The sequence below is a fragment of the Bradyrhizobium sp. AZCC 2262 genome (assembly GCF_036924535.1).
Lineage (GTDB): Bacteria > Pseudomonadota > Alphaproteobacteria > Rhizobiales > Xanthobacteraceae > Bradyrhizobium.
Genome location: NZ_JAZHRT010000001.1, coordinates 4,838,113 through 4,860,770, shown reverse-complemented (window position 1 = coordinate 4,860,770; position 22,658 = coordinate 4,838,113). Strand labels below are relative to the sequence as shown.

General features: G+C 63.4%; 19 protein-coding genes. 7 read left to right on the top strand and 12 right to left on the bottom strand.

Translation table 11 applies throughout. The features are described from left to right. Positions 1–56: 56 nt before the first annotated feature. The 12 genes from V1283_RS23075 to V1283_RS23020 form a co-directional block, all read right to left on the bottom strand. Positions 57–944: an ABC transporter permease gene (locus V1283_RS23075; protein WP_334388765.1), complete on the bottom strand. Its 888-nt coding sequence runs from the start codon at positions 942–944 to the stop codon at positions 57–59. Between the two features lie 3 nt (positions 945–947). After that, the gene (locus V1283_RS23070) at positions 948–1,889 is read right to left on the bottom strand and encodes an ABC transporter permease (protein WP_334388764.1); all 942 of its coding nucleotides are present in this window, start codon (positions 1,887–1,889) and stop codon (positions 948–950) included. Positions 1,890–2,037: 148 nt separating this feature from the next. Next, on the bottom strand, positions 2,038–3,549 hold the full coding sequence (locus V1283_RS23065) for an ABC transporter substrate-binding protein (RefSeq protein ID WP_334388763.1): 1,512 nt from the start codon (positions 3,547–3,549) through the stop codon (positions 2,038–2,040). Between the two features lie 20 nt (positions 3,550–3,569). Beyond that, a complete protein-coding gene (locus tag V1283_RS23060) occupies positions 3,570–4,679 on the bottom strand; it encodes an ABC transporter ATP-binding protein (protein WP_334388761.1) in 1,110 nt (369 codons plus the stop codon). After that, the gene (locus V1283_RS23055) at positions 4,676–5,665 is read right to left on the bottom strand and encodes an ABC transporter ATP-binding protein (RefSeq protein ID WP_334388760.1); all 990 of its coding nucleotides are present in this window, start codon (positions 5,663–5,665) and stop codon (positions 4,676–4,678) included. Before V1283_RS23055 ends, V1283_RS23060 begins: the two co-directional genes overlap by 4 nt. After that, on the bottom strand, positions 5,662–6,372 hold the full coding sequence (locus tag V1283_RS23050; RefSeq protein WP_334388759.1) for a DUF1028 domain-containing protein: 711 nt from the start codon (positions 6,370–6,372) through the stop codon (positions 5,662–5,664). The genes V1283_RS23055 and V1283_RS23050 overlap by 4 nt, the downstream gene beginning before the upstream one ends. A 19-nt stretch (positions 6,373–6,391) precedes the next feature. Further along, positions 6,392–8,197 carry a gamma-glutamyltransferase family protein gene (locus V1283_RS23045; protein WP_334388758.1) on the bottom strand — a complete coding sequence of 602 codons (1,806 nt, stop codon included), beginning with the start codon at positions 8,195–8,197 and terminating at the stop codon, positions 6,392–6,394. A 103-nt stretch (positions 8,198–8,300) separates the two neighbouring features. Then, positions 8,301–9,299, bottom strand: coding sequence for an ABC transporter ATP-binding protein (locus tag V1283_RS23040; RefSeq protein WP_334388757.1), 999 nt, complete (start codon positions 9,297–9,299; stop codon positions 8,301–8,303). Beyond that, positions 9,296–10,294 carry an ABC transporter ATP-binding protein gene (locus tag V1283_RS23035; protein ID WP_334388756.1) on the bottom strand — a complete coding sequence of 333 codons (999 nt, stop codon included), beginning with the start codon at positions 10,292–10,294 and terminating at the stop codon, positions 9,296–9,298. Before V1283_RS23035 ends, V1283_RS23040 begins: the two co-directional genes overlap by 4 nt. After that, positions 10,291–11,262 carry an ABC transporter permease gene (locus V1283_RS23030; protein ID WP_334388755.1) on the bottom strand — a complete coding sequence of 324 codons (972 nt, stop codon included), beginning with the start codon at positions 11,260–11,262 and terminating at the stop codon, positions 10,291–10,293. Before V1283_RS23030 ends, V1283_RS23035 begins: the two co-directional genes overlap by 4 nt. A 13-nt stretch (positions 11,263–11,275) precedes the next feature. Then, complete coding sequence (locus V1283_RS23025) at positions 11,276–12,256, bottom strand: ABC transporter permease (RefSeq protein WP_334388754.1); 981 nt, start codon at positions 12,254–12,256, stop codon at positions 11,276–11,278. A gap of 106 nt (positions 12,257–12,362) precedes the next feature. Then, positions 12,363–13,970 (bottom strand): ABC transporter substrate-binding protein, encoded by a 1,608-nt coding sequence (locus V1283_RS23020; protein ID WP_334388753.1) that lies wholly within the window; start codon positions 13,968–13,970, stop codon positions 12,363–12,365. Here V1283_RS23020 and V1283_RS23015 point away from each other — a divergent pair. The 7 genes from V1283_RS23015 to V1283_RS22985 all read left to right on the top strand — a co-directional run bounded on the left by V1283_RS23015 (position 13,900) and on the right by V1283_RS22985 (position 22,629). Then, positions 13,900–14,175 carry a hypothetical protein gene (locus V1283_RS23015; RefSeq protein WP_334393413.1) on the top strand — a complete coding sequence of 92 codons (276 nt, stop codon included), beginning with the start codon at positions 13,900–13,902 and terminating at the stop codon, positions 14,173–14,175. The genes V1283_RS23020 and V1283_RS23015 overlap by 71 nt on opposite strands. After that, entirely contained in the window at positions 14,163–15,416 is a 1,254-nt protein-coding gene (locus V1283_RS23010; RefSeq protein WP_334388752.1) for an NAD(P)/FAD-dependent oxidoreductase, read from the top strand. Before V1283_RS23015 ends, V1283_RS23010 begins: the two co-directional genes overlap by 13 nt. A gap of 98 nt (positions 15,417–15,514) precedes the next feature. Beyond that, positions 15,515–15,766, top strand: a complete 252-nt coding sequence (locus V1283_RS23005) for a DUF6489 family protein (RefSeq protein ID WP_334388751.1) — start codon at positions 15,515–15,517, stop codon at positions 15,764–15,766. 68 nt (positions 15,767–15,834) lie between these two features. Then, positions 15,835–16,569, top strand: a complete 735-nt coding sequence (locus V1283_RS23000; protein ID WP_334393148.1) for an esterase/lipase family protein — start codon at positions 15,835–15,837, stop codon at positions 16,567–16,569. A gap of 155 nt (positions 16,570–16,724) precedes the next feature. After that, positions 16,725–18,272: a WS/DGAT/MGAT family O-acyltransferase gene (locus V1283_RS22995; protein ID WP_334388750.1), complete on the top strand. Its 1,548-nt coding sequence runs from the start codon at positions 16,725–16,727 to the stop codon at positions 18,270–18,272. A gap of 9 nt (positions 18,273–18,281) precedes the next feature. Next, complete coding sequence (locus tag V1283_RS22990; RefSeq protein WP_334388749.1) at positions 18,282–19,277, top strand: alpha/beta fold hydrolase; 996 nt, start codon at positions 18,282–18,284, stop codon at positions 19,275–19,277. Positions 19,278–19,392: 115 nt separating this feature from the next. Then, on the top strand, positions 19,393–22,629 hold the full coding sequence (locus V1283_RS22985; protein WP_334388748.1) for a bifunctional cytochrome P450/NADPH--P450 reductase: 3,237 nt from the start codon (positions 19,393–19,395) through the stop codon (positions 22,627–22,629). Positions 22,630–22,658 lie beyond the last annotated feature (29 nt).

Here is a 22,658-nt window from a genome sequence, read left to right as displayed (position 1 = left end):
TCTTTTTGTGACGCTATGGATTGCTTCGCTGCGCTCGCAATGACGGCTTTCCGCTGCTACCGTTCCCTCGGGTCCAGCGCGTCGCGCAGGCCGTCGCCGACCAGATTGAACGACAGCACCACGAGGAAGATCGCCAGTCCCGGCCAGACCGCCATCCAGGGCGCGTTGGTCAGGAAGCGTTGCGCGGCGTTGAGCATGCTGCCCCAGGAGGGCGCCGGCGGCTGCTGGCCGAGGCCGAGGAAGGACAGCGCGGCTTCCGCGATGATCGCCGCGGCGATCGACAGCGTCGCCTGCACCAACAGCGCCGGCATGATGTTCGGCAGGATGTGAAACAGCGCGATCCGCCAGCGCGGATTGCCCATCGCGCGCGCGGCCTCGACATAATCCTCGACCTTGACGCTCATCACCTGGCCTCGCGTGAGCCGTACGAAGATCGGCGTCGCCGATATGCCGATCGCAATCATGGCGTTGCCGAGGCTGGGCCCTAAGAATGCGGCCAGCGCAATCGCGAGGATCAGGAACGGACAGGCCAGCATCGCGTCCGTCATGCGGCTGATCAGCGCGTCGATGAAGCCGCCGCGGTAGCCCGACAAGAGGCCGAGCGGCACGCCGATCGAAAGTGCGATCCCGACCGAGATCGCGCCGGCCAGCAGCGAAGCCCGCGCGCCGTAGATCACGCGGGCGAGTATGTCGCGGCCGAGTTCGTCGGTTCCGAACCAGTGCAGCGCGGAAGGCGGCATGCGCACCAGCGACCAGCTTGTCGCGATCGGCTCGTAAGGCGAGATCAGCGGCGCAAACACCGCGAGCAGGATGAAAACCGCGATCACGACAAGGCCCGCCACCGCGCCCTTGCGCTTGAACAGACGCCGCAGCGCGCGCCGCGCCGGGCTCTCCAGTTCGTCGGAGGTGGTCAGCTTGATCGCGCCGAGGGCCGCGTCGGTCATGACTTAAGCCCTCAGCCGCGGATTGACGAGGACATACGCGATATCGGCGATCAGGTTCAGCGTGATGTAGATTGTGGCCGTCGTCAGCACGACGCCCTGCACGACCGCATAATCACGGTTGAAGACCGCGTCGACGATCAGCTTGCCGAAACCCGGGATGGAGAAGATCTGCTCGGTCAGCACCGCGCCCGACAGCAGCGTGCCGAGTTCGAGCGCGCCGAGCGTGATGACTGGCGTCAACGCGTTGCGCATGGCGTGCTTGAGAATGACGGAGCGTTCGGAAAGGCCCTTGGCGCGGGCGGTGCGGACGTAGTCGCTTTCCAGCACCTGCAGCATCGCGCTGCGGGTATGCCGCATCAGGATCGCGGCAATCGCATTGCCCAGCACGAAGGCCGGCATGATGGTGGAAGCGATACTGGCGCGCCAGTTCTCAGAGGGTGGCACAAAGCCAGACGCCGGCAGCCAGCCGAGTTCAACCGAGAAAAGGAAGATCAGCATGATGCCGAGCCAGAAATTCGGCGTCGAGATGCCCCATAATGCGAACAGATTGGCGCCGTAGTCCCAGGCCGTGCCCTTCTTCACCGCGGAGATGATGCCGGCGGGAATGCCGATCAGGAAGGCGATCACGATCGCCATCGACGCCACTTGCATCGTCACAGGCAGTTTCTGCGCGATCAGATTCAGGACGGGCACCTTGATGCGCAGGGACTCGCCGAGATCGCCGGATAAAACGCCTTTGATCCAATAGGCATATTGGACCGGGATCGGTTGATCGAGCTTATATTGCTGGCGAATTTGCTGGATGACGGCGGGATCGCGCTCCTCGCCGGCCATCACCAGTGCTGGATCCCCGGGCAGAAGATGCTGGAGCGAGAAGATCAGGACCGACACGAAGAACAATGTCGGGATCAGCTGCAGGATGCGCTGGCTGAGGAAGTTCAGCATGGTGTTTCTCGTGTCTCGGGCGCAGCGCAACATGCAATGTTGCGCTGCTGAACTGGGACCCAGTCTGGTCGTGTGGTGGGTCCCCGCTCTGCGGAGCAGCGTAAGAATGCTGCACCGCGTCCAGGACACGAGAGCATAGCTCGGCCTCTCACTTCAGTTTCAGCCCGACCACCCGCACCAGCCCGTCCGGCATCTGCCTGTAGCCCTCGAGCTTGGTGGTATGCGCGATCAGAAGTTTGGGATGATAGAGATAGATCAATGGTTCGTCGTTGAGGACGGCCTTGGTCAGCTTCTCGTAAGCCGCCATGCGCTGCGCCTGATCGTTCACGAGACGGCCATCTTCAAGCGCTTTGTCAGCTTCCGGATTGGAGTAGCCGCCGTCATTCTGCGGCGCCTTGCTGTGCAGAAATACAAAGGCGTTGCCGTCCGGATCGATGCGTCCGCTCCAAGGGATGAGGAAGGCTTGAAATTCTCCGGCCTGGGCCTGCTTGAAGGACGTCGCGAACTCAATGGTACGAATCTTCAGGTCGAAACCCGCTTCGGATGCCATCGACTGCAGCACTTGCGCGACCGCCTCGTTCTCCGCGCCTAGCGGTACCATGAGATCGACCGTGACCGGGAGGCTTACACCAGCTTCCTTCAACAGGGCCTTGGCTTTGGTGACGTCGCGAGGTTTGACTGGAAATCCCTTTTGATAATAGGGATGACTGGGGCTGACCCATTGATTACCGGGGATGAACTCGCCGTTGAACACCACCTGATTGAGGGCTTCGCGGTCGATCGACAGATCGAGTGCCTGCCGCACCTTGACGGACTGGCTGAGCGCGCCCTTGTTCTTGTCGTTGGCGACATTGATGGTGAGACCCATGTAGCCGATCCCGGGCGCTGTCGACAACTTCAGCTTGCTGTCGGCTCGAACGGCCTTGATGTCAGTCGCCAGGACACGCTCGATCAAGTCAAGGCCGCCTGATTTCAGATTGGCGAGCCGCACGGTAGAATCGACGATGGGCAGAAACACCACGCGATCGATGAAGATGTTGTCCTTGTTCCAGTAATCGGCGAACTTTTCGAACACCATGCGGTCCTGCTGCACGCGCTCAACGAATTTATAGGGCCCGGCGCAAACCGGATGCTGTGCGAACTTGTCGCCTTGCTCCTTGACGGCCTTGGGCGACATCATCATCCCGGCACGGTCGGTAAGTTGTGCGATCAGCGGTGCAAACGGTGATTTGAGCACGAGCTTGATCGTCAGGGGATCGACGACATCGACATGGTCAACTGTCGCCAGTTCTGGTTTTCGGAACGAGGCCGGCAGCGTCAGGTGGCGCTCGATCGAGAATTTGGCGGCTTCGGCATCGAAGGGCTCACCATCATGGAATTTGACGCCGGACCTGAGCTTGATCGTCATCTCCTTGCCGTCGGCGGATGTCTCATGTGACAGCGCCAGTTGCGGCACGATATTGAGCTTTTCGTCGATATCGAACAGCTTGTCGCAAAATGCCGCGAACACGATACGGCCGACATAGGTGCGGCTGATCGACGGGTCGAGGGCATCCGGATCCTGGGCGATGCCTATGCGCAGCGTGCTTTGGGCGTGCACGACCGCCTCCGACGACACCAGCAACCCTGCTGCGGCAAATGCCAAACGCAAGAATTTCATCACTGACGACCCCATATCCATTAACTCACCGTTGTTGTGGTCCCAACCATATCAACCCCGTTGCGCCCTGCACCTTCCGTGCCTTTGCTGAAGGCCGCCACCAATTTTTCCAGGGCGGGTGAAAAGCCGCTGTCCATTGCCGTGACCGTCTCCGGTGGCGGCAGTTCCGCCGTGCGGTGGCAGGCTGTGGCATGTCCTGCACCATCCGTGAGCAGTTGCGGCACTTCCATGCGGCATCGGTCAATCACGTAGGGACAGCGGGTATGAAAACGGCAGCCGGCTGGTGGATCGAGTGCACTCGGCATTTCCCCTTGCAGCACAATTCGGCTGCGCTTTGCCCGCGGTTTGGGCACGGGAATTGCCGACAGAAGGGCCCGGCTGTAGGGATGCCGGGGAGCTGCGAAGAGCGCCTGCGCATCCGCGGCCTCGACGATCACGCCGAGATTCATCACCGCGACCCGGTCCGCGATGTGCTTCACGACCGCGAGATCGTGTGAGACGAAGATGTAGGCGAGGCCGAGCCGGTCCTGCAGGTCGCGCAGCAAATTGAGGATCTGCGAACGGATCGAGACGTCGAGCGCCGACACTGGCTCGTCGCAGATGACCAGTTTCGGCTCCACGGCGAGCGCTCGCGCAATCGCAATGCGTTGGCGCTGGCCGCCTGAAAATTCATGCGGATAGCGGCGGGCAAAGCGCGGCTCAAGGCCGACCAGCCGCAGCAGCTCCTCGACCCGCTCGCGCCGGCGTGCAGCCGGCACCAGATCGTGCAGCGCCAGCGGTTCGGTCAGGATCTGGCTGACGGTCATGCGCGGGTTGAGTGACGCATAAGGATCTTGAAAGATAATCTGCGCATCGCGGCGGAAGGCACGCAAATCATTGGCATTTAGCGCACCGAGGTCGCGGCCCTCGAAGCGGACAGTGCCCGCGTCCGGCTCGATCAGCCGCAGCACCAGCCGGCTCACGGTGGATTTACCGCAGCCGGATTCGCCGACCAGCGCCAGCGTCTTGCCGGCCTCGACCGTGAAGCTGACGCCATCGACCGCTTTGACATAGGCGGTGGGCCGGCCGAACACCGAACGCGCGGCGACGAAATGCTTCACCAGGCCGTCGACTTCGAGCAGCGCGGTCATGACACCAGCCGCTCCAGCGGCGCCCGGATACAGCGCGAGGCGTGACCTGGGTTCACGATTACGAGCGGTGGCGGCGCGGCGATGCAGCTCTCAACGACAAAGGGGCAGCGCGCGGAAAAACGGCAACCGGCTGGCGGGTTCGCCATATTCGGCACCATGCCCTCGATGGTCGCCAGATGCGCGGCGCGGCGGTCGAGCCGCGGGATCGAGCCGAGCAGGCCGACCGTGTAGGGATGCTGCGGGTTGGCGAAGAGTTCGTCGACCGGTGCGCGCTCGACGATTTCGCCGGCGTACATCACCGCAACCTCGTCGCAGACTTCGGCGACCACGCCGAGGTCGTGGGTGATCAGGATGATCGCGGCACCACTGGCGGCCTTCAGCTCGCGCATCAGGTCGAGGATCTGCGCCTGCAGGGTGACGTCGAGCGCGGTGGTCGGCTCGTCCGCGATCAAGAGGCGCGGGTCGCAGGCCAGCGCCATCGCGATCATCACTCGCTGGCGCATGCCGCCGGAGAGCTTGTGCGGATATTCGTCGATCCGCTTGTCGGGGGAGGGGATGTGGACGCGGCGCAACAGCTCGATGGCGCGCTCGCGCGCCTGCCGCCGCGAGCCGCCGCGATGGCGCAGGATCGTCTCGATGATCTGGTCGCCGATGGTAAAACTCGGATTGAGCGAGGTCATCGGCTCCTGGAAGATCATCGCCAGCCGGTTGCCGCGCAGGTCGCGCAGCGTCTCGTCGGGGACATCGAGCAGATCGAATCCGTCGAAGCGGATCGAACCGGAGACCTCGGCGGAGTGCTTTGACAACAAGCCCATGATGGCGAGCGACGTCACGCTCTTGCCGCAGCCGGATTCGCCGACCAGTCCGAGCGTCGCGCCATTGGCCACGCTTAGATCGACACTGTCGACCGCGTGCGTTGTGCGGCCGTCGTCGCCGTGGAAGACCACGCGCAGGCCCTCGATTTCGATCAGCGGGCCAGCCGTCATGTCTTTCGCGCCATGGCCGCCTCGATAGTGGCGTCGATGACGGCACGGTCGGTGATTCCTGCCGGATTGCTGCGCGTCGGCAGGAACGGGCGGAAATGCACCCAGCGTTCGCGGCTGACCTGTTCCAGCCGCTCGAGTTCGGCAAGTGGATCGGTATGGTCGTCGACGCGCAGGTCGAGATCGGACCATTCCTCCTCGCCCTGGATCACCAGCGCGGCCGATTGCTTGCCGCGCTTGTCGCCGCCGGCGGCTTCGCCGGCCTTCATGGCCACGATCAGCCGTTGCGCAAAGGGCAGGTTGGCATTGGTGATAAAGGTTTTCGCGGTATCGTCGAGCACGGCGGCGCCCGCCAGCATGTTACCGGCGAGGGAGAAGCCGTTACCCTGAATATGTCCGCACCAGTCGACGCATTCGGCTCCGGTATGCGCTGCGATCCGGCCCTTGATATCCATGACATGAAGCTGCCGGGCCTCGCGGCCGCTGTCGGTGGCAATCAGCGTGTCCACCACCTCGCGGGGCGAGCTTCCTTCGCGCAGCAGTTTCACGCCGTCGATGCCGTAATAGGGATTGACCAGCGCCTGCGTCGCAATACCGCCGATGCCGGGGGCGATATGCGGAACGCGCGCGCCGACCGCGAAAAACCTGGTCGCAACCGCGATGCCGATTTGGCCGGTGAGGGGATCGCGCGCGATGATCGACCAGGTCATCTCTTTGTTGCTCTTCGAACTATCGTCCTGCCGCGTAGCCCTGCATGCCCCTCGGATTGGCGGCGGCGCGGCGGCGGCGACCGACCCTGGAGGCTGCGGTGAGGCGTCCTTCCGACCAGTCGGGGCCGATCTCGACGACGTGGCCGCGGCTTTTCAGCTTATCGACGGTCGCCTTCGGCACGCGGTTCTCGACCACCAGCACGCCGGGGCGCGCGGTGCGCGGCCAGAACGAGATCGGGAAGTGTTCGGAATGCCATGCCGGCGCGTCGATCGCTTCCTGCAGGTTCAGTTTGGCGTGCACATGCCGCAGGAAGAACTGCGTGGTCCATTGATCCTGCTGGTCCCCGCCCGGCGAACCCCAGGCCATGTACGGCTCGCCGTCACGCAACGCCATGGTGGGCGAGAGTGTGGTGCGTGGGCGCTTGCCGGGCGCGAGCGCCGCCGGGTGATCTTCCTCCAGCCAGAACATCTGCGCGCGGCTACCGAGGCAGAAGCCGAGTTCCGGAATGACCGGCGAGGATTGCAGCCAGCCGCCGGATGGCGTTGCCGAAACCATGTTGCCGGCCTGATCGATAATGTCGAAATGCACGGTATCGCCGCGCACCTCGCCGAAGCGGCCGACGGTCGGCTCGCCCGCGCCCATAGCGCCGACGGCCTCGCGATGGCCTTCGGCGCGGCGCAGTTTGACGACCGAGCCAAAACCTTCGACCGACCCCGGGATGAAATCGAGCGAGGCTCTGTCTTTGGAGATCAGCTTGCGGCGCTCGTCATTGTAGGCGTCCGACAGCAAGGTCGTGATCGGGATTTCGGTGAATTTCGGGTCGCCATAAAACTTCTCGCGATCGGCGAAGGCGAGTTTTGCGCATTCGATCTGCAGGTGGATGAATTCCGGGCCGGCGGGATCGAGCCCGTCGAGCTCAAAACCCTTCAGCAAGGCGAGCTGTTGCAGCATGACCGGGCCTTGGCTCCAGACGCCGGGCTTGCAAACGGTGTAGCGGCCATAGTCGTAGGTCAGCGGCGCCTCGACGGTCGGTTGCCAGCGCGCCATGTCATCTGCCGAGAGCACGCCGCGATGCGGCGAGCCGGAGACGTCCATGACTTCCTGCGTGCGGCAGAACTTGTCGATCGCTTCCGCCACAAAACCCTGCGACCAGGATTTTCGCGCGCGTTCGATCTGCGCGACGCGGTCGGAGCCGGCGCTTTCGGCCTCTTTCAGGATGCGGGCGTAGGTTTCCGAGAGCTGCTTGTTGGTGAAGAGCGTACCGGGCCTCGGCACCTCGTTGTTTGGCAGATAGACGGCAGCCGATGTCTTCCAGTGATTGCGGAACAGTTTCTCGACGACCTGGATAGTCGCGGATGCACGCTCGACCAGCGGATAGCCGTCGCGGGCGTAGGCGATCGCGGGTTCCAGCACGTCGCGCAGCCGCATCGTGCCGTAATCGCGCAGCAGCAGCATCCAGGATTCGAACGTGCCGGGCACGCAGGCGGCGAGAAGACCGGTGCCGGGCACCATTTCCAGGCCTTCGCTCTTGTAATGCGCGATGGTCGCCTTCGCAGGCGCGGGGCCCTGACCGCAGATCACCTCGGTGCGGCCGCGTTCGGTGTCATGCACGATGATGGGCACATCGCCGCCTGGGCCGTTCAGATGCGGCTCGACCACCTGCAGCGTAAAGGCGGTAGCCACACCGGCGTCGAAGGCGTTGCCGCCTTTTTCAAGGATGCCCATGCCGACGGCGGTGGCGATCCAGTGGGTCGAGGTCACGACGCCAAAGGTGCCTTCGATTTCCGGCCTTGTGGTGAACGGATCGGGATTGATGTTGCTCATGGGAATCCGATGCGGTGCTGAGATCACGATGCGGGCGCACTTGACCACAGGTGCGGCTGGATGCCAACCGCTGGGATGCCACGCATTGCACCCATCTCCGTGATCATACCGCGGCTGCGGTCTCAACCGGATGGTTGACGGCATGGCAGGCGACGCCATCGATCAGGACGGGCGCTTCCTTGCGGCAGAGATCGAACGCCAGCGGGCAGCGCGGGTTGAAGGCGCAGCCGGGCGGCGGATCGATCGGGTTGGGGATTTCGCCCTTGACCGGGATGCGCTGGCGGCCGGACATCGCGAGATCCGGAACCGCGCCCAGCAGCATCCGGGTGTAGGGCATCCGCGGATTGGCGAATAATTCGCGCCCTTCCGCAATCTCGACGATGCGGCCGAGATACATCACGCCGATCCGGGTCGCCATGTGGCGGACCACGGCGAGGTTATGGCTGATGAAGAGATAGGTCAGCCCGAACTTGTCCTGCAGGTCACGCATCAGGTTGAGGATCTGCGCCTGCACGGAAACGTCCAGCGCCGAGGTCGGCTCGTCGCAGACGATGAATTCGGCCTCCGACGCCAATGCTCGCGCGATTGCGATGCGCTGGCGCTGGCCGCCGGAAAACTCGTGCGGATATTTCAGACCGTCGTCGGGATGCAGGCCGACGACGCTCAACAATTCACCGACGCGCGTGCGGATGTCGCGCTCGCCCTGGATCAGGTCGAAGGCGCGGATCGGCTCGGAGACGATGGCGTCGACCCGGAAACGCGGATTGAGGCTCGCATAGGGGTCCTGAAAAATCATCTGGATGCGGCGGCGCAGCCGCTGCCGCGCCTGCGCCTGCCTCGCACTCGTCATCGAGACGCCGTCGATGATCACTTCGCCCGAGCTCGGCGGCAGCAATCCCACCACCATTCGCGCCACGGTGGTCTTGCCCGAGCCGGACTCGCCGACGAGTGCGAAGGTTTCGCCCTTCCTGATATCGAAGGTCACGCCGTCGACGGCCTTCAAAAATTCCAGATGCCCGCCTTCCAGCACGCGGTTGAGCCACGGTTTTGAGACATCGAACACGCGGCGCAGATTTCGCACATCGACAAAGGAGGCCGTCATGCCGCGGTCTCCTTTGCGCTTTCATTTGGCGCGGTATCGAAGAGATGACAGGCCACGGCATGCGAGCCATGCTTGAGCGGCTCCGGCCGATCGACGCGGCAACGGTCGAACGCAAAGGCGCAGCGCGGATTGAACGAGCAGCCCGGCGGGATCGCCGACAGCCGCGGCATTGAGCCGGGAATCTGCACCAGCCGCTTGTCTTCGCCGGCCAGCGTCGGGATCGCCCCCATCAGTCCCTTGGCATAGGGGTGGAGCGGGTTCTGCACCACGTCCTGCACCGGACCGATCTCGGCGATCCGGCCAGAATACATCACGGCGACGCGGTCGGAGGTCTCGGCGATCACACCCATGTCGTGGGTGACCAGCATCACCGCCGTGCCGTGATCACGCCCGAGGCGCTTGATCAGCGAAATGATCTGCGCCTGTACGGAGACGTCGAGCGCGGTGGTCGGCTCGTCGGCGATGATCAGTTCCGGTTCGGCACAGATCGCCAGCGCGATCACGACGCGCTGACGCATGCCCCCGGAGAATTCGTGCGGATAGGCGTCGATGCGCTTCTCAGGCGCAGGGATGCCGACTTCGGCCAGCAGGTCGATGGCGCGCTTGCGCGCCGCGGTCTCCGAAAGATTCAGGTGGGTCCGGATCGTCTCCACGATCTGGTCGCCGATCCGGTAGAGCGGATTGAGGCTGGTCAGCGGATCCTGGAAGATCATCCCGATCCGTTTTCCCCGGATGCGGCGGATTTCTTCCGGCGGCAGATGGTCGATCCGCGTTCCCGACAGATAGATCTCGCCGCCGGCGATGCGGCCGGGCGGATCGATCAATCCGATGACGGCGAGGCCCGTGACCGATTTGCCGGCGCCGGACTCGCCGACCACGCCGAGCACTTCGCCCTTGGCGATGTCGAAGGAGACGCCGTTGATGGCGCGCAGCGTGCTGCGGCGGGTGAGGAATTCCACCTTGAGGTTACGCACGGAAAGGACGGGTACGGTCATCGGAGCTTTGGATTGAGCGCGTCGCGCAGCCAGTCGCCGAGCAGGTTGATGGAGAGGATCAGCCCCGCCAGCGCAATGCCGGGGAAGGCCACGATCCACCACTCGCCGGCGAACAGATAGTTGTTACCGATCCGGATAAGGGTGCCGAGCGAGGGCATGGTGTCGGGCATGCCGGCGCCGAGAAACGAGAGCGTCGCCTCAGTGATGATGGCGAGCGCGAGGTTGATGGTTGCGATCACCAGGATCGGGCCCATCGTATTGGGCAGCACGTGCCGCAGCATGATCTTGGGCGCGGGAAGGCCGATCAGCTGGGCGGCCGCAACATAGTCCTTGTTCTTCTCGACCATGACCGAGCCGCGCACGGTGCGGGCATATTGCACCCAGAAGCTCAGCCCGATTGCAACCACCAGCACCGCCAGCGTACTCATTGCATCTAATCGGTTGCCGAACACGGATTTGGCGACGCCGTTAACGAGCAGCGCGATCAGGATCGCGGGGAAGGTGAGCTGCACGTCGGCGATGCGCATGATCAAGCCGTCGACCGCGCCGCCGACATAGCCTGCGATCAGGCCAAGCGTGATGCCGAGCGTGCCGGCAAAGATAACGCCGAGCACGCCGACCACGAGCGAAATCCGCAAACCGTAGAGAATGGCCGAAAACACGTCGCGGCCCTGTTCGTCGGTGCCGAGCAGGAACGGGCTCTGGCCGTCGGCGGTCCATAGCGGCGAAATGCGCGAATTCATCAATTGCAGTTGGGCCGGATCGAATGGGTTCTGCACCGCAAGCTGCGAAGCAAAGAGCGCCAGCAGAAAGAACAGCAGGGTGACGGCCGCCGCCACCATGGTCATCCGCGAGCGGCGGAACGAATAGAAAACGTCGCTGTCGAGCGCGCGCTTCAGCCAGCTCGTGCCGGCGCGCGTCCGCGGCGCGCTCGGCTCTACTCGGTGAGGTACCACGGCATCGGACATCGGAGGTCTCGCTTCAGGCCGGGCGGCTGATGGTCGAGCGCAGGCGCGGATCGACGACGGTGTAGAGGATATCGACCACCAGGTTGATGGTGACGAAGATCAGCGAAACCATCAGCAGGTAGGCCGCCATGATCGGGATATCGACATTTTGCACCGCCTGCACGAACAACAGTCCCATGCCCGGCCACTGGAAGACGGTTTCGGTGATGATGGCAAAAGCAATTACCGAGCCAAACTGCAGCCCTGCCACTGTGATGACGGGAACCAGCGTGTTCTTCAGCGCGTGGCCGAAATGGATCGCCCGGGTCGTCAGGCCACGGGCGCGGGCGAAGCGGATGTAATCGGTGCGGAGCACCTCGAGCATTTCGGCGCGTACCAGCCGCATGATCAGCGTCATCTGGAACAGGCCCAGCGTGATCGACGGCATGATCAGCGCCTTCAGTCCGGAAAAGGTCAGCAGCCCGGTGGTCCACCAGCCGATCCGTACCACGTCGCCGCGGCCGAACGAGGGCAGCCAGCCCAGCGTCACCGAGAACAGGTAGATCAGGAGAATGCCGATCAAGAACGTCGGCAGCGAGATTCCGATCAGCGACACCGCCTGAAAGAATTTTGTAAGAAGGGTATCACGCCGCAACGCCGAATAGACCCCCATCAGGATGCCGAACACCATGGCGAAAACGGTGGCGCAGGCGGCAAGCTCCAGCGTCGCCGGCATCCGCTCCATCAACAGGTTCGAGACCGGCTGGCGGAATTGATAGGACACCCCGAACTTGAATTGCGCGGCATTGGCGAAGTAGCGGGCGAACTGCACCGGCACGGGATCGTCGAGACCGAGCGACTTGCGCACCGCCTCGCGCTCGGCGGCCGGCGTATCCAATGAGACGATCTGGTTGACCGGGTCGCCGGCGAAGCGGAACATCGAGAACGCGATGACGCCGACGGCGATCATGACGCCGATGGCCTGGATAGCGCGGCGAAGAGTGAAAGCGAGCATGGATTCCTTTCACTGCTCTTTGGATGCGGCGGCGGACGTCGCTGTCGCCTCGAAAAGAAAAGCCCCGGAAGCCGCAAAGCCGCCGGGACCTGGTGTTGAAGCCTGACTAGTCCTGTTTGGTCGCCCAGTAGAGCAGGACCTGGTTGTCGGCGCGCTGGCTCAGCTTGACTTTTTTCGAAACGCCCCACGCCAGCGCCTGCTGGTGCAGCGGGATGTAGCCGAAGTCCTTGGCGCCGATCTCGTACGCCTCCTTGATCAGGACGTCGCGCTTGTCCGTATCGGATTCCACCAGCACCTTGTCCGTGAGTTCGTCGAGCTTTTTGTTGCAGTAGCCGCCGAGATTGGCTTCGCCGCGGCTGGACTTCGGATCGTCGCGGCAGCCCATGATGTCGTACAGGACGTTGTGGGAGTCGAACGTGCCGGGGGTCCAGCCGAGCAGAAAGAACGACGTTTGATAGCCGCCGGGCTTCAGCACCTTGGCGAAATACTGCGCCTTGGGCTGGGCCAGCAGCGTCACCTTGACGCCGATGCGGGCCAGCATGCCGACGACCGCCTGACAGATCGCGGCGTCGTTGACGTAGCGGTCGTTGGGGCAGTCCATCGTGACTTCAAAACCATCGGGATAACCGGCTTCGGTCAGAAGCTTCTTGGCGCCGTCGGGATCGAACTTCGGGCGCTTGAAGTCACCCGACAATTTGAACAATTGCGGCGCGATCATCAGCGCCGAGGGCGTCGACAGGCCGCGCATGACGCGGGTCTTGATCAGCTCGATGTCGACGGCCTTGAAGAAGGCCTCGCGCACCTTGACGTCCTTGAAGGGGTTCTTGCCCTTGATGTTGGAATAGAGCAGTTCGTCGCGCACCTGATCCATGCCGAGGAAGATGGTGCGAAGTTCCGGTCCCTTCAGCACCTGGGCGTTAGGGCTGGAATCGACCCGCGAAATATCCTGGATCGGAACCGGTTCGATGACATCGACTTCGCCCGAGAGCAGGGCGGCGACGCGGGTCGCATCCGAGCCGATCGGGGTGAAGATGATTTCCTTGAGGTTATGCTCGGGCTTGCGCCACCAATTCGGGTTGGCCTTGAACACGGTCTTGACGCCTGGCTGATGGCTCTCGACGGTGAAGGGGCCGGTGCCGTTGGCGTTGAGCGAGGCAAAGCTCGGCGACGTTGCCGCGGCGGGCGTGGGCTCGACGGCGTTGTTCGCCTCGGCCCACTTCTTGTCCATGATGTACCAGGTATCCCATTGCGAATTGAGAATGGGATTGGGCGAGGGCAGGATGAAGTCCACCGTGTGGTCGTCGACCTTGACGACTTTGGTGCCGCTGGGAATGCGGGTCTGCAGGTTCGAGCCCTTCTTCTGGACACGCTCCGCCGAGAAAACCACGTCGTCAGCAGTGAAGGGGTCGCCGTTCTGGAATTTCACGCCCTTGCGCAAATGGAACCGCCAGCGGGTCGGCTCCGGTATTTCCCAGCTCTCTGCCAATGCGGGGACGATCTTGAGGTCCCTGTCGCGGGCCACCAGGCCTTCGAAGACATGTCCGAGATGGGCGTGGGTGGTGCTCTCGTTCAGCGTGTAGGGGTCGAGCGATTTGAGATCGCCCTGGTTGGCATAGCGCAGGGTCTGGGCCGATGCCGGCGCCATGGCCAAGGTTGTCGTTAAGGCAAGGATTGAAGCCGTGGCCGCTGCAAACAAGCTCCGACGTACCGACATTTGTTCGATTTCCCCGCTTTTGATCAGCCATTTCCGCGACTGGCGGCGGATATTGCCGAGCCATGTTGCCAAAGTCCAGCCGCCGCGCAAGCATCATTATCCCGCACCGCATGCCGGTTTGCGCGGCGGTGCGGCAATGGCTAGGTTCACCATAAGAGGTGCGCGCAAGCACGTGAACTTTCGGAGTGCCGGATGGCGGAACTGAAGGCCGACGTACTCGTCCTGGGTGCGGGCATGGTCGGCGTGAGCGCCGCCTTGCACTTGCAGAAGCGCGGCCGGCGCGTGGTTCTGATCGACCGGCACAACACCGCCGGCGAGGAAACCAGCTACGGCAATGGCGGATTGATCGAATGCGCCTCGGTCTTTCCCTACATGTTTCCGCGCGATCTCGGCCAGATCCTGCGCTACGCATTCCTTCGCGCGCCGCAGGTGCGTTACCATTTCAGGGACTTGCCGGCCTTCCTGCCGTGGCTGACACGGTATTTCCTCGCCTCGTCGCCGCAGCGTGCACTGCACAGTGCGATGGCCGAATTGCCGCTGATCCAGCGCAGCCTGATTGAGCATGAGGCGCTGATTGCGGAGGCCAATGTGCCGGAGCTGTTGCAGCGGAACGGCTGGATCAAGCTGTTTCGCTCCGAGGCGACGCTTGCGGGCGCCGTGGGGGAGCTGGAGCGTGCCAGGCAGTATGGGGTCGCGGGCGAGATCCTGGATACGGCGGCGATCATTGCGCGCGAGCCGCATCTGACCGGCGATTTCAGCGGCGCCATCCATTTTCCGGCGCCGGGCTTCGTGCCGGATCCCGGCGGCCTGGCCAAAGCCTATTCGGCGCTGTTCGGCCGCAAGGGTGGTCGATATCTGGTTGGCGACGCACGCACGCTCGAACAATCCGGCGGAAGGTGGCGGGTGGCGACGCTGGAAGGCACGATCACTGCGCGCGACGTCGTCGTGGCGATGGGGCCGTGGTCCGATCAGATTTTTGCGCCGCTCGGCTATTCGATCCCGCTTCAGGTCAAGCGTGGTTACCATTTGCACCTCAAGCCGCACGGCAATGCGGTTTTGAACCATCCCGTCCTGGACACCGATCTCGGCTATCTTCTGGCGCCGATGAACCGCGGCATTCGTCTGACCACCGGCGCCGAGTTCGCCCACCGCGACGCGCCGCCGACGCCGGTCCAGGTCGAGCGGGCCCTGCCACGGGCACACAGGCTGTTCCCGCTGGGAGAGCCGGTCGACACCAAGCCCTGGATGGGCGCGCGGCCCTGCCTGCCCGATATGCTGCCGGTGATCGGCAAGGCCCCCCGCCACAGTGGGCTATGGTTCGATTTCGGCCACCAGCACCACGGCCTGACGCTCGGACCCGCAACCGGCCGCCTGCTGGCTGAAATGATGACCGGCGAGACCCCGTTTGCCGATGTCCGGCCTTTTGCCGTCGAACGTTTTGGTTGACCATACCAGACGATTGACGGGGGTGGAGGCGGGGTCTTGTCCTTGCGCGACGCCGCGCATCGTGGCGATACTGTCACAAGCCAGCAAAAGGAGCGGTCATGAAAGTTAACCTCGAAGTCGATTGCACGCCGCTGGAGGCCAGGCAGTTTTTCGGATTGCCCGACGTCTCGCCGATGCAGACGGCCGTGATGGACAAGATGCAGCAGCAGTTGATGGCCAATATCGAAAAGGTTTCTCCGGAGTCGCTGATCCAGAGCTGGTTCACGTTCGATCCCAAGATCGCCGAGCGATTTCAGGATATGTTCGTGACCATGGCCGGCCTTGGCGGCATGGGCAAGAAGGACAAGTAACAGTGGCCATCGCGGAGGGCGGGGCAGTGACGGAAGAGCAAAGGCTCCGGCCGCCGAGCCTCTTTCTGATGCTGGCCGAGGCGAGGGGCCTGTTCGAATTGAATTCGAGCCTGTTGCTGTCGCCGCTATTGTTGCGGGCGCCGAAGGGCGATGGGCATCCGGTGCTGGCGCTGCCGGGCTTTCTCGCCAGCGATCTTTCGATGGCGCCGATGCGGCGCTACCTGACAGAGCTCGGCTACGACACCCATGCGTGGAACATGGGCCGCAATCTCGGCGGCGTCGCTTCCAAGCGCGGTGCGTTGCGCGACCTCCTGCGGCGCATTCACGACCAGACCGGCCGCAAGGTCAGCCTGCTCGGCTGGAGTCTCGGCGGTGTCTATGCGCGCGATCTCGCCCTGCAGATGCCGGACATGGTGCGCGCCGTGATTACGCTCGGCAGTCCGTTTGCCAACGACATAAGGGCGACCAACGCCACGCGGCTCTATGAGGCGCTGTCGGGGGAGGCGGTCGACGACAATCCCGAGATAAGAGAGGCGATCGCCGGTGACCTGCCGGTGCCGGCGACCTCGATCTATTCCCGCACCGACGGCATCGTGAACTGGCACACCTGCCTGCAGCGTCCTTCCGATACCGCCGAAAACATCGAGGTGTACTTCGCCAGCCATATCGGGCTCGGCGTCAACCCCGCTGCATTATGGGCGGTGGCCGACCGTCTGGCGCAGCCCGAAGGGGAATTTAAGCATTTTGACCGATCAGGACCATTTGCCATTGCCTACGGCCCCCCTGAAAATGCACAATCCTGAGCCAACGCCCTGAGCCAAGGGCATGATCCCGAAAGGTCCCGCCCTGCAATTGATGCAGGATGGTGAGAGGTTTTCGGATATGCTCCAATAATAAAGACATTCTGGACGCCAGAAGCGCCGCCAAGGCGCCGCGTTTTCTACTGCGGGAGGATAATATGGCGGACGCCAAGAAGCTGTCTTCGATGGACGCGTCGTTTCTCTATCTGGAAACGCCGGAAATGCCGATGCATGTCGGCAGCATGGCGATCTTCCGCCTGCCGGAGAACTATAACGGCAACTTCTTCGAGGACTTCAAGGCGATGATCGCCTCGCGGCTGCACATCGCGCCGATCCTCAAGGCCCGTCTGGAAAAGGCCCCGCTCGACATCGATCATCCGTCCTGGGTCGAGGACGACCAGTTCGACATCGACCGTCATATTTTCCGCGGCAGCCTGCCGGCGCCCTATGACCGTGCGACGCTGGAGCGCATCGTCGGCTGGATGCATGCCAAGCTGCTCAACCGCGCCCGGCCGCTTTGGGAGTTCTACGTCTTCGAGGGCATGAAGGATAACGAGATCGGGCTTTATTCCAAGATGCATCACGCCTGCATCGATGGCGGCGCGGGTGCTGCGCTGACCAACATGATTTATGACGTCACCCCGGTGCCGCGCGTGGTCGAGCAACCGGTTCCGCAGGCCAAGGGCGGCAACGAGCCGCGCGACATCGCCGCCAACCTGATCGATTCCTACCAGCAGCTCTGGCGCCAGCCCTTCGACGGCTCTTCGACGCCGAAAACCCTCGATCTGCCGCGCTCGGGCAAGAGCGATCTCGGATCGATCCTGTTCGACAACGCCATGTTCCAGATCGAGAGCGCGGTGAAATTCGCCGGCAGCATTCCGGCGATGCTCAAGAGCGTCTCCGACGTGGTCGGCAAGATCTCCGATCCGAAGTCGCGCGACAGCATCGCCAGCATGGTTTCGCCGCCGACGATTTTGAACAAGGCGATTTCGTCGGAGCGCAGCTTTGCCGGTACCTCGATCTCGCTGTCGCGGACCAAGGCGGTCGCCAAGGCATCCGGTGGCAAGCTCAACGACGTGGTGCTGGCGCTGTCCTCGGGCGTGGTCCGGCGTTATCTGCTGGAACGGGGCGCTTTGCCGGCCAAGTCGATGACCGCGGCGGTACCGATCTCGCTGCGCGAGGAGGGCAACACCGAGGCCAACAACCAGGTGTTCGGCATGATCTGCTCGATCGCCACCAATATCGAGAATCCGAAGGAGCGGCTGGAGACGATCATCGCGCAGTCCACCAAGTCCAAGGAGATGTCGCATCCGCTGCGCGCCTTCATGCCACAGGTCTCCAACGTCTCGATGCTCGGTGCGCCGATCCTGGTGCAGATCATGGCGCTGCTTTACAGCCGCTCGGACCTGTCGAACGTGTTGCCGCCGTCCGCCAACATCACGGTGTCCAACGTGCCGGGACCGCGACAGACGCTGTACGCTGCGGGTGCGGAATTGCTGCACATCTTCCCGGTGTCGATCTCGACCCACGGGATCGCGCTCAACATCACCGTGCAGAGCTACCGCGACCAGCTCGATTTCGGCTTCATCGCCGGCGCCAACATCATTCCCCATGTCCAGGTGATGTGCGACATGCTCCCTCGCGAATTTGAAGCGCTGGAGGCGGCGTTCGCGCCGCCGCCGAGAATGACCAGTGCTGCTGAATAGGGTTCGATAATGATTGAAATGCCGCCGCTGCAGTTCGCCCAGGTGAACGGTATTCGCATGGGCTATTACGAGGCGGGGCCGGCCTCCGACAAGCCGCCGGTCATCCTCTGCCACGGCTGGCCGGAAATCGCGTTTTCCTGGCGTCACCAGATCAAGGCCTTGAGCGAGGCCGGCATCCGCGTGATCGCGCCGGACCAGCGCGGCTATGGCGCGACCGACCGGCCCGAGCCGGTCGAGGCCTACGACATGGAGCATCTGACCGGCGACCTCGTCGGCCTGCTCGACCATCTCAAGATCGACAAGGCGATCTTCGTCGGCCACGACTGGGGCGGTTTCATCGTCTGGCAGATGCCGCTGCGACACATCGATCGGGTCGCCGGCGTTGTCGGCGTCAACACGCCGCACTGGGATCGCGCGCCAGCCGATCCGATCGAGCTGTTTCGCCAGCGCTTCGGCGACAAGATGTACATTGTGCAATTCCAGGACCCTGGCCGCGAGCCTGACCGGATTTTTGGAAGCCGGGTCGAGCAGACCTTTGATGCGTTCATGCGCAAGCCGGTGGCGCGTCCCGAAGGGACACCGGAGGAACAGCCGATTGCCGGCGTCGGCGCGTCGCCGCGGCTCAATCTGGCGTTTCCCCAGATGATCGCGAACTACGATGCCAAACACGATCCGCGCACGCCGATCCTGTCGCCGGAGGAAAAGAAGGTGTTCGTCGACACCTTTACCAGGACCGGCTTCACCGGCGGCATCAACTGGTACCGCAATTTTTCACGCAACTGGCAGCGCTCGAAAGGCCTCGACCATACCGTCCGCGTGCCGTCGTTGATGATCATGGCCGAGAACGATGCGGTGCTGCCGCCATCGGCCGCCGACGGCATGGAGAAGCTCGTGCCGGATCTGGAGAAATATCTCGTACGCGGCAGCGGCCATTGGACGCAGCAGGAAAGGCCGGACGAGGTCAGCGCCAAGCTGATCGAATGGCGTAGGAAGCGATTTGGGTGACTCGTCATTCCGGGCGATGCGAAGCATCGAACCCGGAATCTCGAGATTCCGGGTCTGGTCCTTCGGACCATCCCGGAATGACGGAGAGAAGGTCGAGGCAGGAGACAATTTCGCGATGGCGTCCCCCAATAAACTGAATCCAATACCGCATCCGCCGAAAAAGCCTGTCGTCGGCAACATGCTGTCGCTGGATCCGAATGCGCCGGTGCAGCACCTGGTGCGGTTGACCAAGGAGCTGGGGCCGATCTTCTGGCTCGACATGATGGGTGCACCGCTCGTCATCGTCTCCGGCCACGACCTGATCGACGAGCTCTCCGACGAGAAACGTTTTGACAAGGCGGTGCGCGGCTCGCTGCGCCGCGTTCGCGCCGTCGGCGGCGACGGGCTGTTTACCGCCGACACCAATGAGCCGAACTGGAGCAAGGCGCACAACATCCTGCTGCAGCCGTTTGGCAACCGCGCGATGACGTCCTACCATCCGAGCATGGTCGATATCGCCGAGCAGCTCGTGAAGAAATGGGAGCGGCTCAACGGCGACGAGGAGATCGACGTCGTCCACGACATGACCGCACTGACGCTCGACACGATCGGACTGTGCGGCTTCGACTACCGCTTCAATTCGTTCTATCGCCGCGATTACCACCCGTTCGTGGAATCGCTGGTGCGCTCGCTCGAGACCATCATGATGACGCGCGGCATCCCGCTGGAAGGCCTGTGGCTGCAGAAGCGCCGACGCGACCTCGCGCAGGACGTCGCCTTCATGAACAAGATGGTCGACGAGATCATCGCCGAGCGCCGTGGTAATGCCGAGGCCGCCGAGGGCAAGAAGGACATGCTCGGCGCCATGATGACCGGCGTCGACCGCGCCACCGGCGAGCAACTCGACGACGTCAACATCCGCTACCAGATCAACACATTCCTGATCGCGGGCCACGAGACCACCAGTGGGCTGCTGTCCTGCACGATCTATGCGCTGCTCAAGCATCCCGCGGTGCTGAAGAAGGCCTATGAAGAAGTCGACCGGGTGCTCGGCCCGGATCTCGATGCGAAGCCGACCTATCAGCAGGTCACGCAGCTCACCTACATCACGCAGATTCTGAAGGAAGCGCTGCGGCTGTGGCCGCCGGCACCGGCCTACGGTATCGCGCCGCTGCAGGACGAGACCATCGGCGGCAAGTACAAGCTGAAGAAGAACACTTTTGTCACCGTACTGGTGATGGCACTGCACCGCGATCCGAGCGTCTGGGGACCTAACCCGGACGCCTTCGATCCCGAGAATTTCAGCCGCGAGGCTGAAGCCAAGCGCCCGATCAACGCCTGGAAACCGTTCGGCAACGGCCAGCGGGCCTGCATCGGTCGTGGCTTTGCGATGCACGAGGCGGCGCTTGCGATCGGCATGATCCTGCAGCGCTTCAAGCTGATCGACACCCACCGCTATCAGATGCAGCTGAAGGAAACGCTGACCATCAAGCCTGACGGGTTCAAGATCAAGGTGCGGCCGCGCGCCGACAAGGATCGCGGCGCCTTCGCCGGACGCGCGGCGGTCGCCGCGGCCGCCTCGAACGCGGCGGCGCCGCGGGCGCGGGCCCGTCCGGGGCACAACACGCCGCTACTCGTGCTTTACGGCTCCAACCTCGGCACGGCGGAAGAGCTGGCAACACGGGTCGCTGACCTCGCCGAGGTCAACGGCTTTGCGACCAGACTCGGCGCGCTCGACGACCATGTCGGCAAGCTGCCGGAGGTGGGCGGGCTGCTGATCTTCTGCGCCTCCTACAATGGCGCAGCCCCTGATAACGCCACGCAGTTCGTCAAATGGCTGGACAGCGGTTTGCCGAAGGATGCGCTCGCCAAGGTGCGGTATGCCGTGTTCGGCTGCGGCAACAGCGATTGGGCCGCGACCTATCAATCCGTGCCGCGGATGATCGACGAGCAGATGGCGGCCCATGGCGCGCGCAGTCTCTATGCCCGCGGCGAGGGTGATGCCCGCAGCGATCTCGACGGCCAGTTCGAAAAATGGTTCAGGGCGGCCGCACCCGCGGCGATGAAGGAACTGGGCGTCGATTCCAGCTTCGCCCGCAGCGCCGACGACGCGCCGCTTTATTCGATCGAGCCGGTGGCGCCGTCCGCCGTCAACGTGCTCGTGGCGCAGGGTGGCGTTGCGCCGATGAAAGTGTCGGTCAATTCAGAGCTGCAGAACAAAAGCGGCGCCAATCCTTCCGACCGCTCGACGCGGCATATCGAGGTGCAATTGCCGCCCGGCATCACCTATCGCGTCGGCGACCATCTCAGCGTCGTGCCGCGCAACGATCCGGCACTGGTCGATTCCGTCGCGCGCCGTTTCGGTTTTCTGCCCGGCGATCAGATCCGGCTGCAGGTCGCCGAAGGCCGCCGCGCGCAATTGCCTGTCGGCGATGTCGTGTCGGTCGGGCGATTGCTGACCGAGTTCGTGGAGCTGCAGCAGATCGCGACCCGCAAGCAGATCCAGATCATGACGGAACACACGCGATGTCCTGTCACCAAGCCAAAACTGCTCGCCTATGTCGGCGATGATGAGGCTTCGGCGGAGCGTTACCGCTCGGACGTGCTGACAAAACGCAAATCGGTATTCGACCTGCTGGAGGAACATCCGGCCTGCGAATTGCCATTCCACGCCTATCTGGAAATGCTGTCGCTGCTGGCGCCGCGCTACTACTCGATCTCGTCGTCGCCTTCTTCCGATCTGGCCCGCTGCAGCGTAACCGCTGCCGTCGTTCAAGCGCCAGCGAGTTCGGGCCGCGGCGTCTACAAGGGCGTCTGCTCCAATTATCTTGCCGGCCGCCGCGTCGGCGACAGCGTGCATGCCATCGTGCGCGAGACCAAGGCCGGCTTCCGCCTGCCCGATGATCCGGCCCAACCCGTGATCATGATCGGCCCCGGCACGGGACTCGCGCCCTTCCGCGGTTTCCTCCAGGAGCGCGCACACCGCAAGGCGCAAGGTGCAAAACTTGGCCCGGCGATGCTGTTCTTCGGCTGCCGCCATCCCGAACAGGATTTTCTCTACGCGGATGAGCTGAAGGCCTTCGCCGCCGATGGCATCACCGATCTGCACACCGCGTTCTCGCGCGCCGACGGGCCGAAAACCTATGTGCAGCATCAGGTGGCGGCGCAGAAGGACCGCGTCTGGAGCCTGATCGAGCAGGGCGGGATCGTTTATGTCTGCGGCGACGGCAGCAAGATGGAACCGGACGTCAAGGCCGCGCTGGTTGCGATCTACCGCGAAAAGTCAGGCGCCGACGCCGATGCCGGCCTGCGCTGGATCGATGATCTCGGCACCAGGAACCGTTACGTGCTGGACGTGTGGGCGGGCGGCTGATCCGTCGTCCCTGCGAACGCAGGGACCCA

Coding starts and splice junctions, on each gene's coding strand:
- V1283_RS23075 (WP_334388765.1), bottom strand. CDS start 944: ATGACCGACGCGGCCCTCGGCGCGATCAAGCTGACCACCTCCGACGAA.
- V1283_RS23070 (WP_334388764.1), bottom strand. CDS start 1,889: ATGCTGAACTTCCTCAGCCAGCGCATCCTGCAGCTGATCCCGACATTG.
- V1283_RS23065 (WP_334388763.1), bottom strand. CDS start 3,549: ATGAAATTCTTGCGTTTGGCATTTGCCGCAGCAGGGTTGCTGGTGTCG.
- V1283_RS23060 (WP_334388761.1), bottom strand. CDS start 4,679: ATGACCGCGCTGCTCGAAGTCGACGGCCTGGTGAAGCATTTCGTCGCC.
- V1283_RS23055 (WP_334388760.1), bottom strand. CDS start 5,665: ATGACGGCTGGCCCGCTGATCGAAATCGAGGGCCTGCGCGTGGTCTTC.
- V1283_RS23050 (WP_334388759.1), bottom strand. CDS start 6,372: ATGACCTGGTCGATCATCGCGCGCGATCCCCTCACCGGCCAAATCGGC.
- V1283_RS23045 (WP_334388758.1), bottom strand. CDS start 8,197: ATGAGCAACATCAATCCCGATCCGTTCACCACAAGGCCGGAAATCGAA.
- V1283_RS23040 (WP_334388757.1), bottom strand. CDS start 9,299: ATGACGGCCTCCTTTGTCGATGTGCGAAATCTGCGCCGCGTGTTCGAT.
- V1283_RS23035 (WP_334388756.1), bottom strand. CDS start 10,294: ATGACCGTACCCGTCCTTTCCGTGCGTAACCTCAAGGTGGAATTCCTC.
- V1283_RS23030 (WP_334388755.1), bottom strand. CDS start 11,262: ATGTCCGATGCCGTGGTACCTCACCGAGTAGAGCCGAGCGCGCCGCGG.
- V1283_RS23025 (WP_334388754.1), bottom strand. CDS start 12,256: ATGCTCGCTTTCACTCTTCGCCGCGCTATCCAGGCCATCGGCGTCATG.
- V1283_RS23015 (WP_334393413.1), top strand. CDS start 13,900: ATGGCCAAGGTTGTCGTTAAGGCAAGGATTGAAGCCGTGGCCGCTGCA.
- V1283_RS23020 (WP_334388753.1), bottom strand. CDS start 13,970: ATGTCGGTACGTCGGAGCTTGTTTGCAGCGGCCACGGCTTCAATCCTT.
- V1283_RS23010 (WP_334388752.1), top strand. CDS start 14,163: ATGGCGGAACTGAAGGCCGACGTACTCGTCCTGGGTGCGGGCATGGTC.
- V1283_RS23005 (WP_334388751.1), top strand. CDS start 15,515: ATGAAAGTTAACCTCGAAGTCGATTGCACGCCGCTGGAGGCCAGGCAG.
- V1283_RS23000 (WP_334393148.1), top strand. CDS start 15,835: ATGCTGGCCGAGGCGAGGGGCCTGTTCGAATTGAATTCGAGCCTGTTG.
- V1283_RS22995 (WP_334388750.1), top strand. CDS start 16,725: ATGGCGGACGCCAAGAAGCTGTCTTCGATGGACGCGTCGTTTCTCTAT.
- V1283_RS22990 (WP_334388749.1), top strand. CDS start 18,282: ATGATTGAAATGCCGCCGCTGCAGTTCGCCCAGGTGAACGGTATTCGC.
- V1283_RS22985 (WP_334388748.1), top strand. CDS start 19,393: ATGGCGTCCCCCAATAAACTGAATCCAATACCGCATCCGCCGAAAAAG.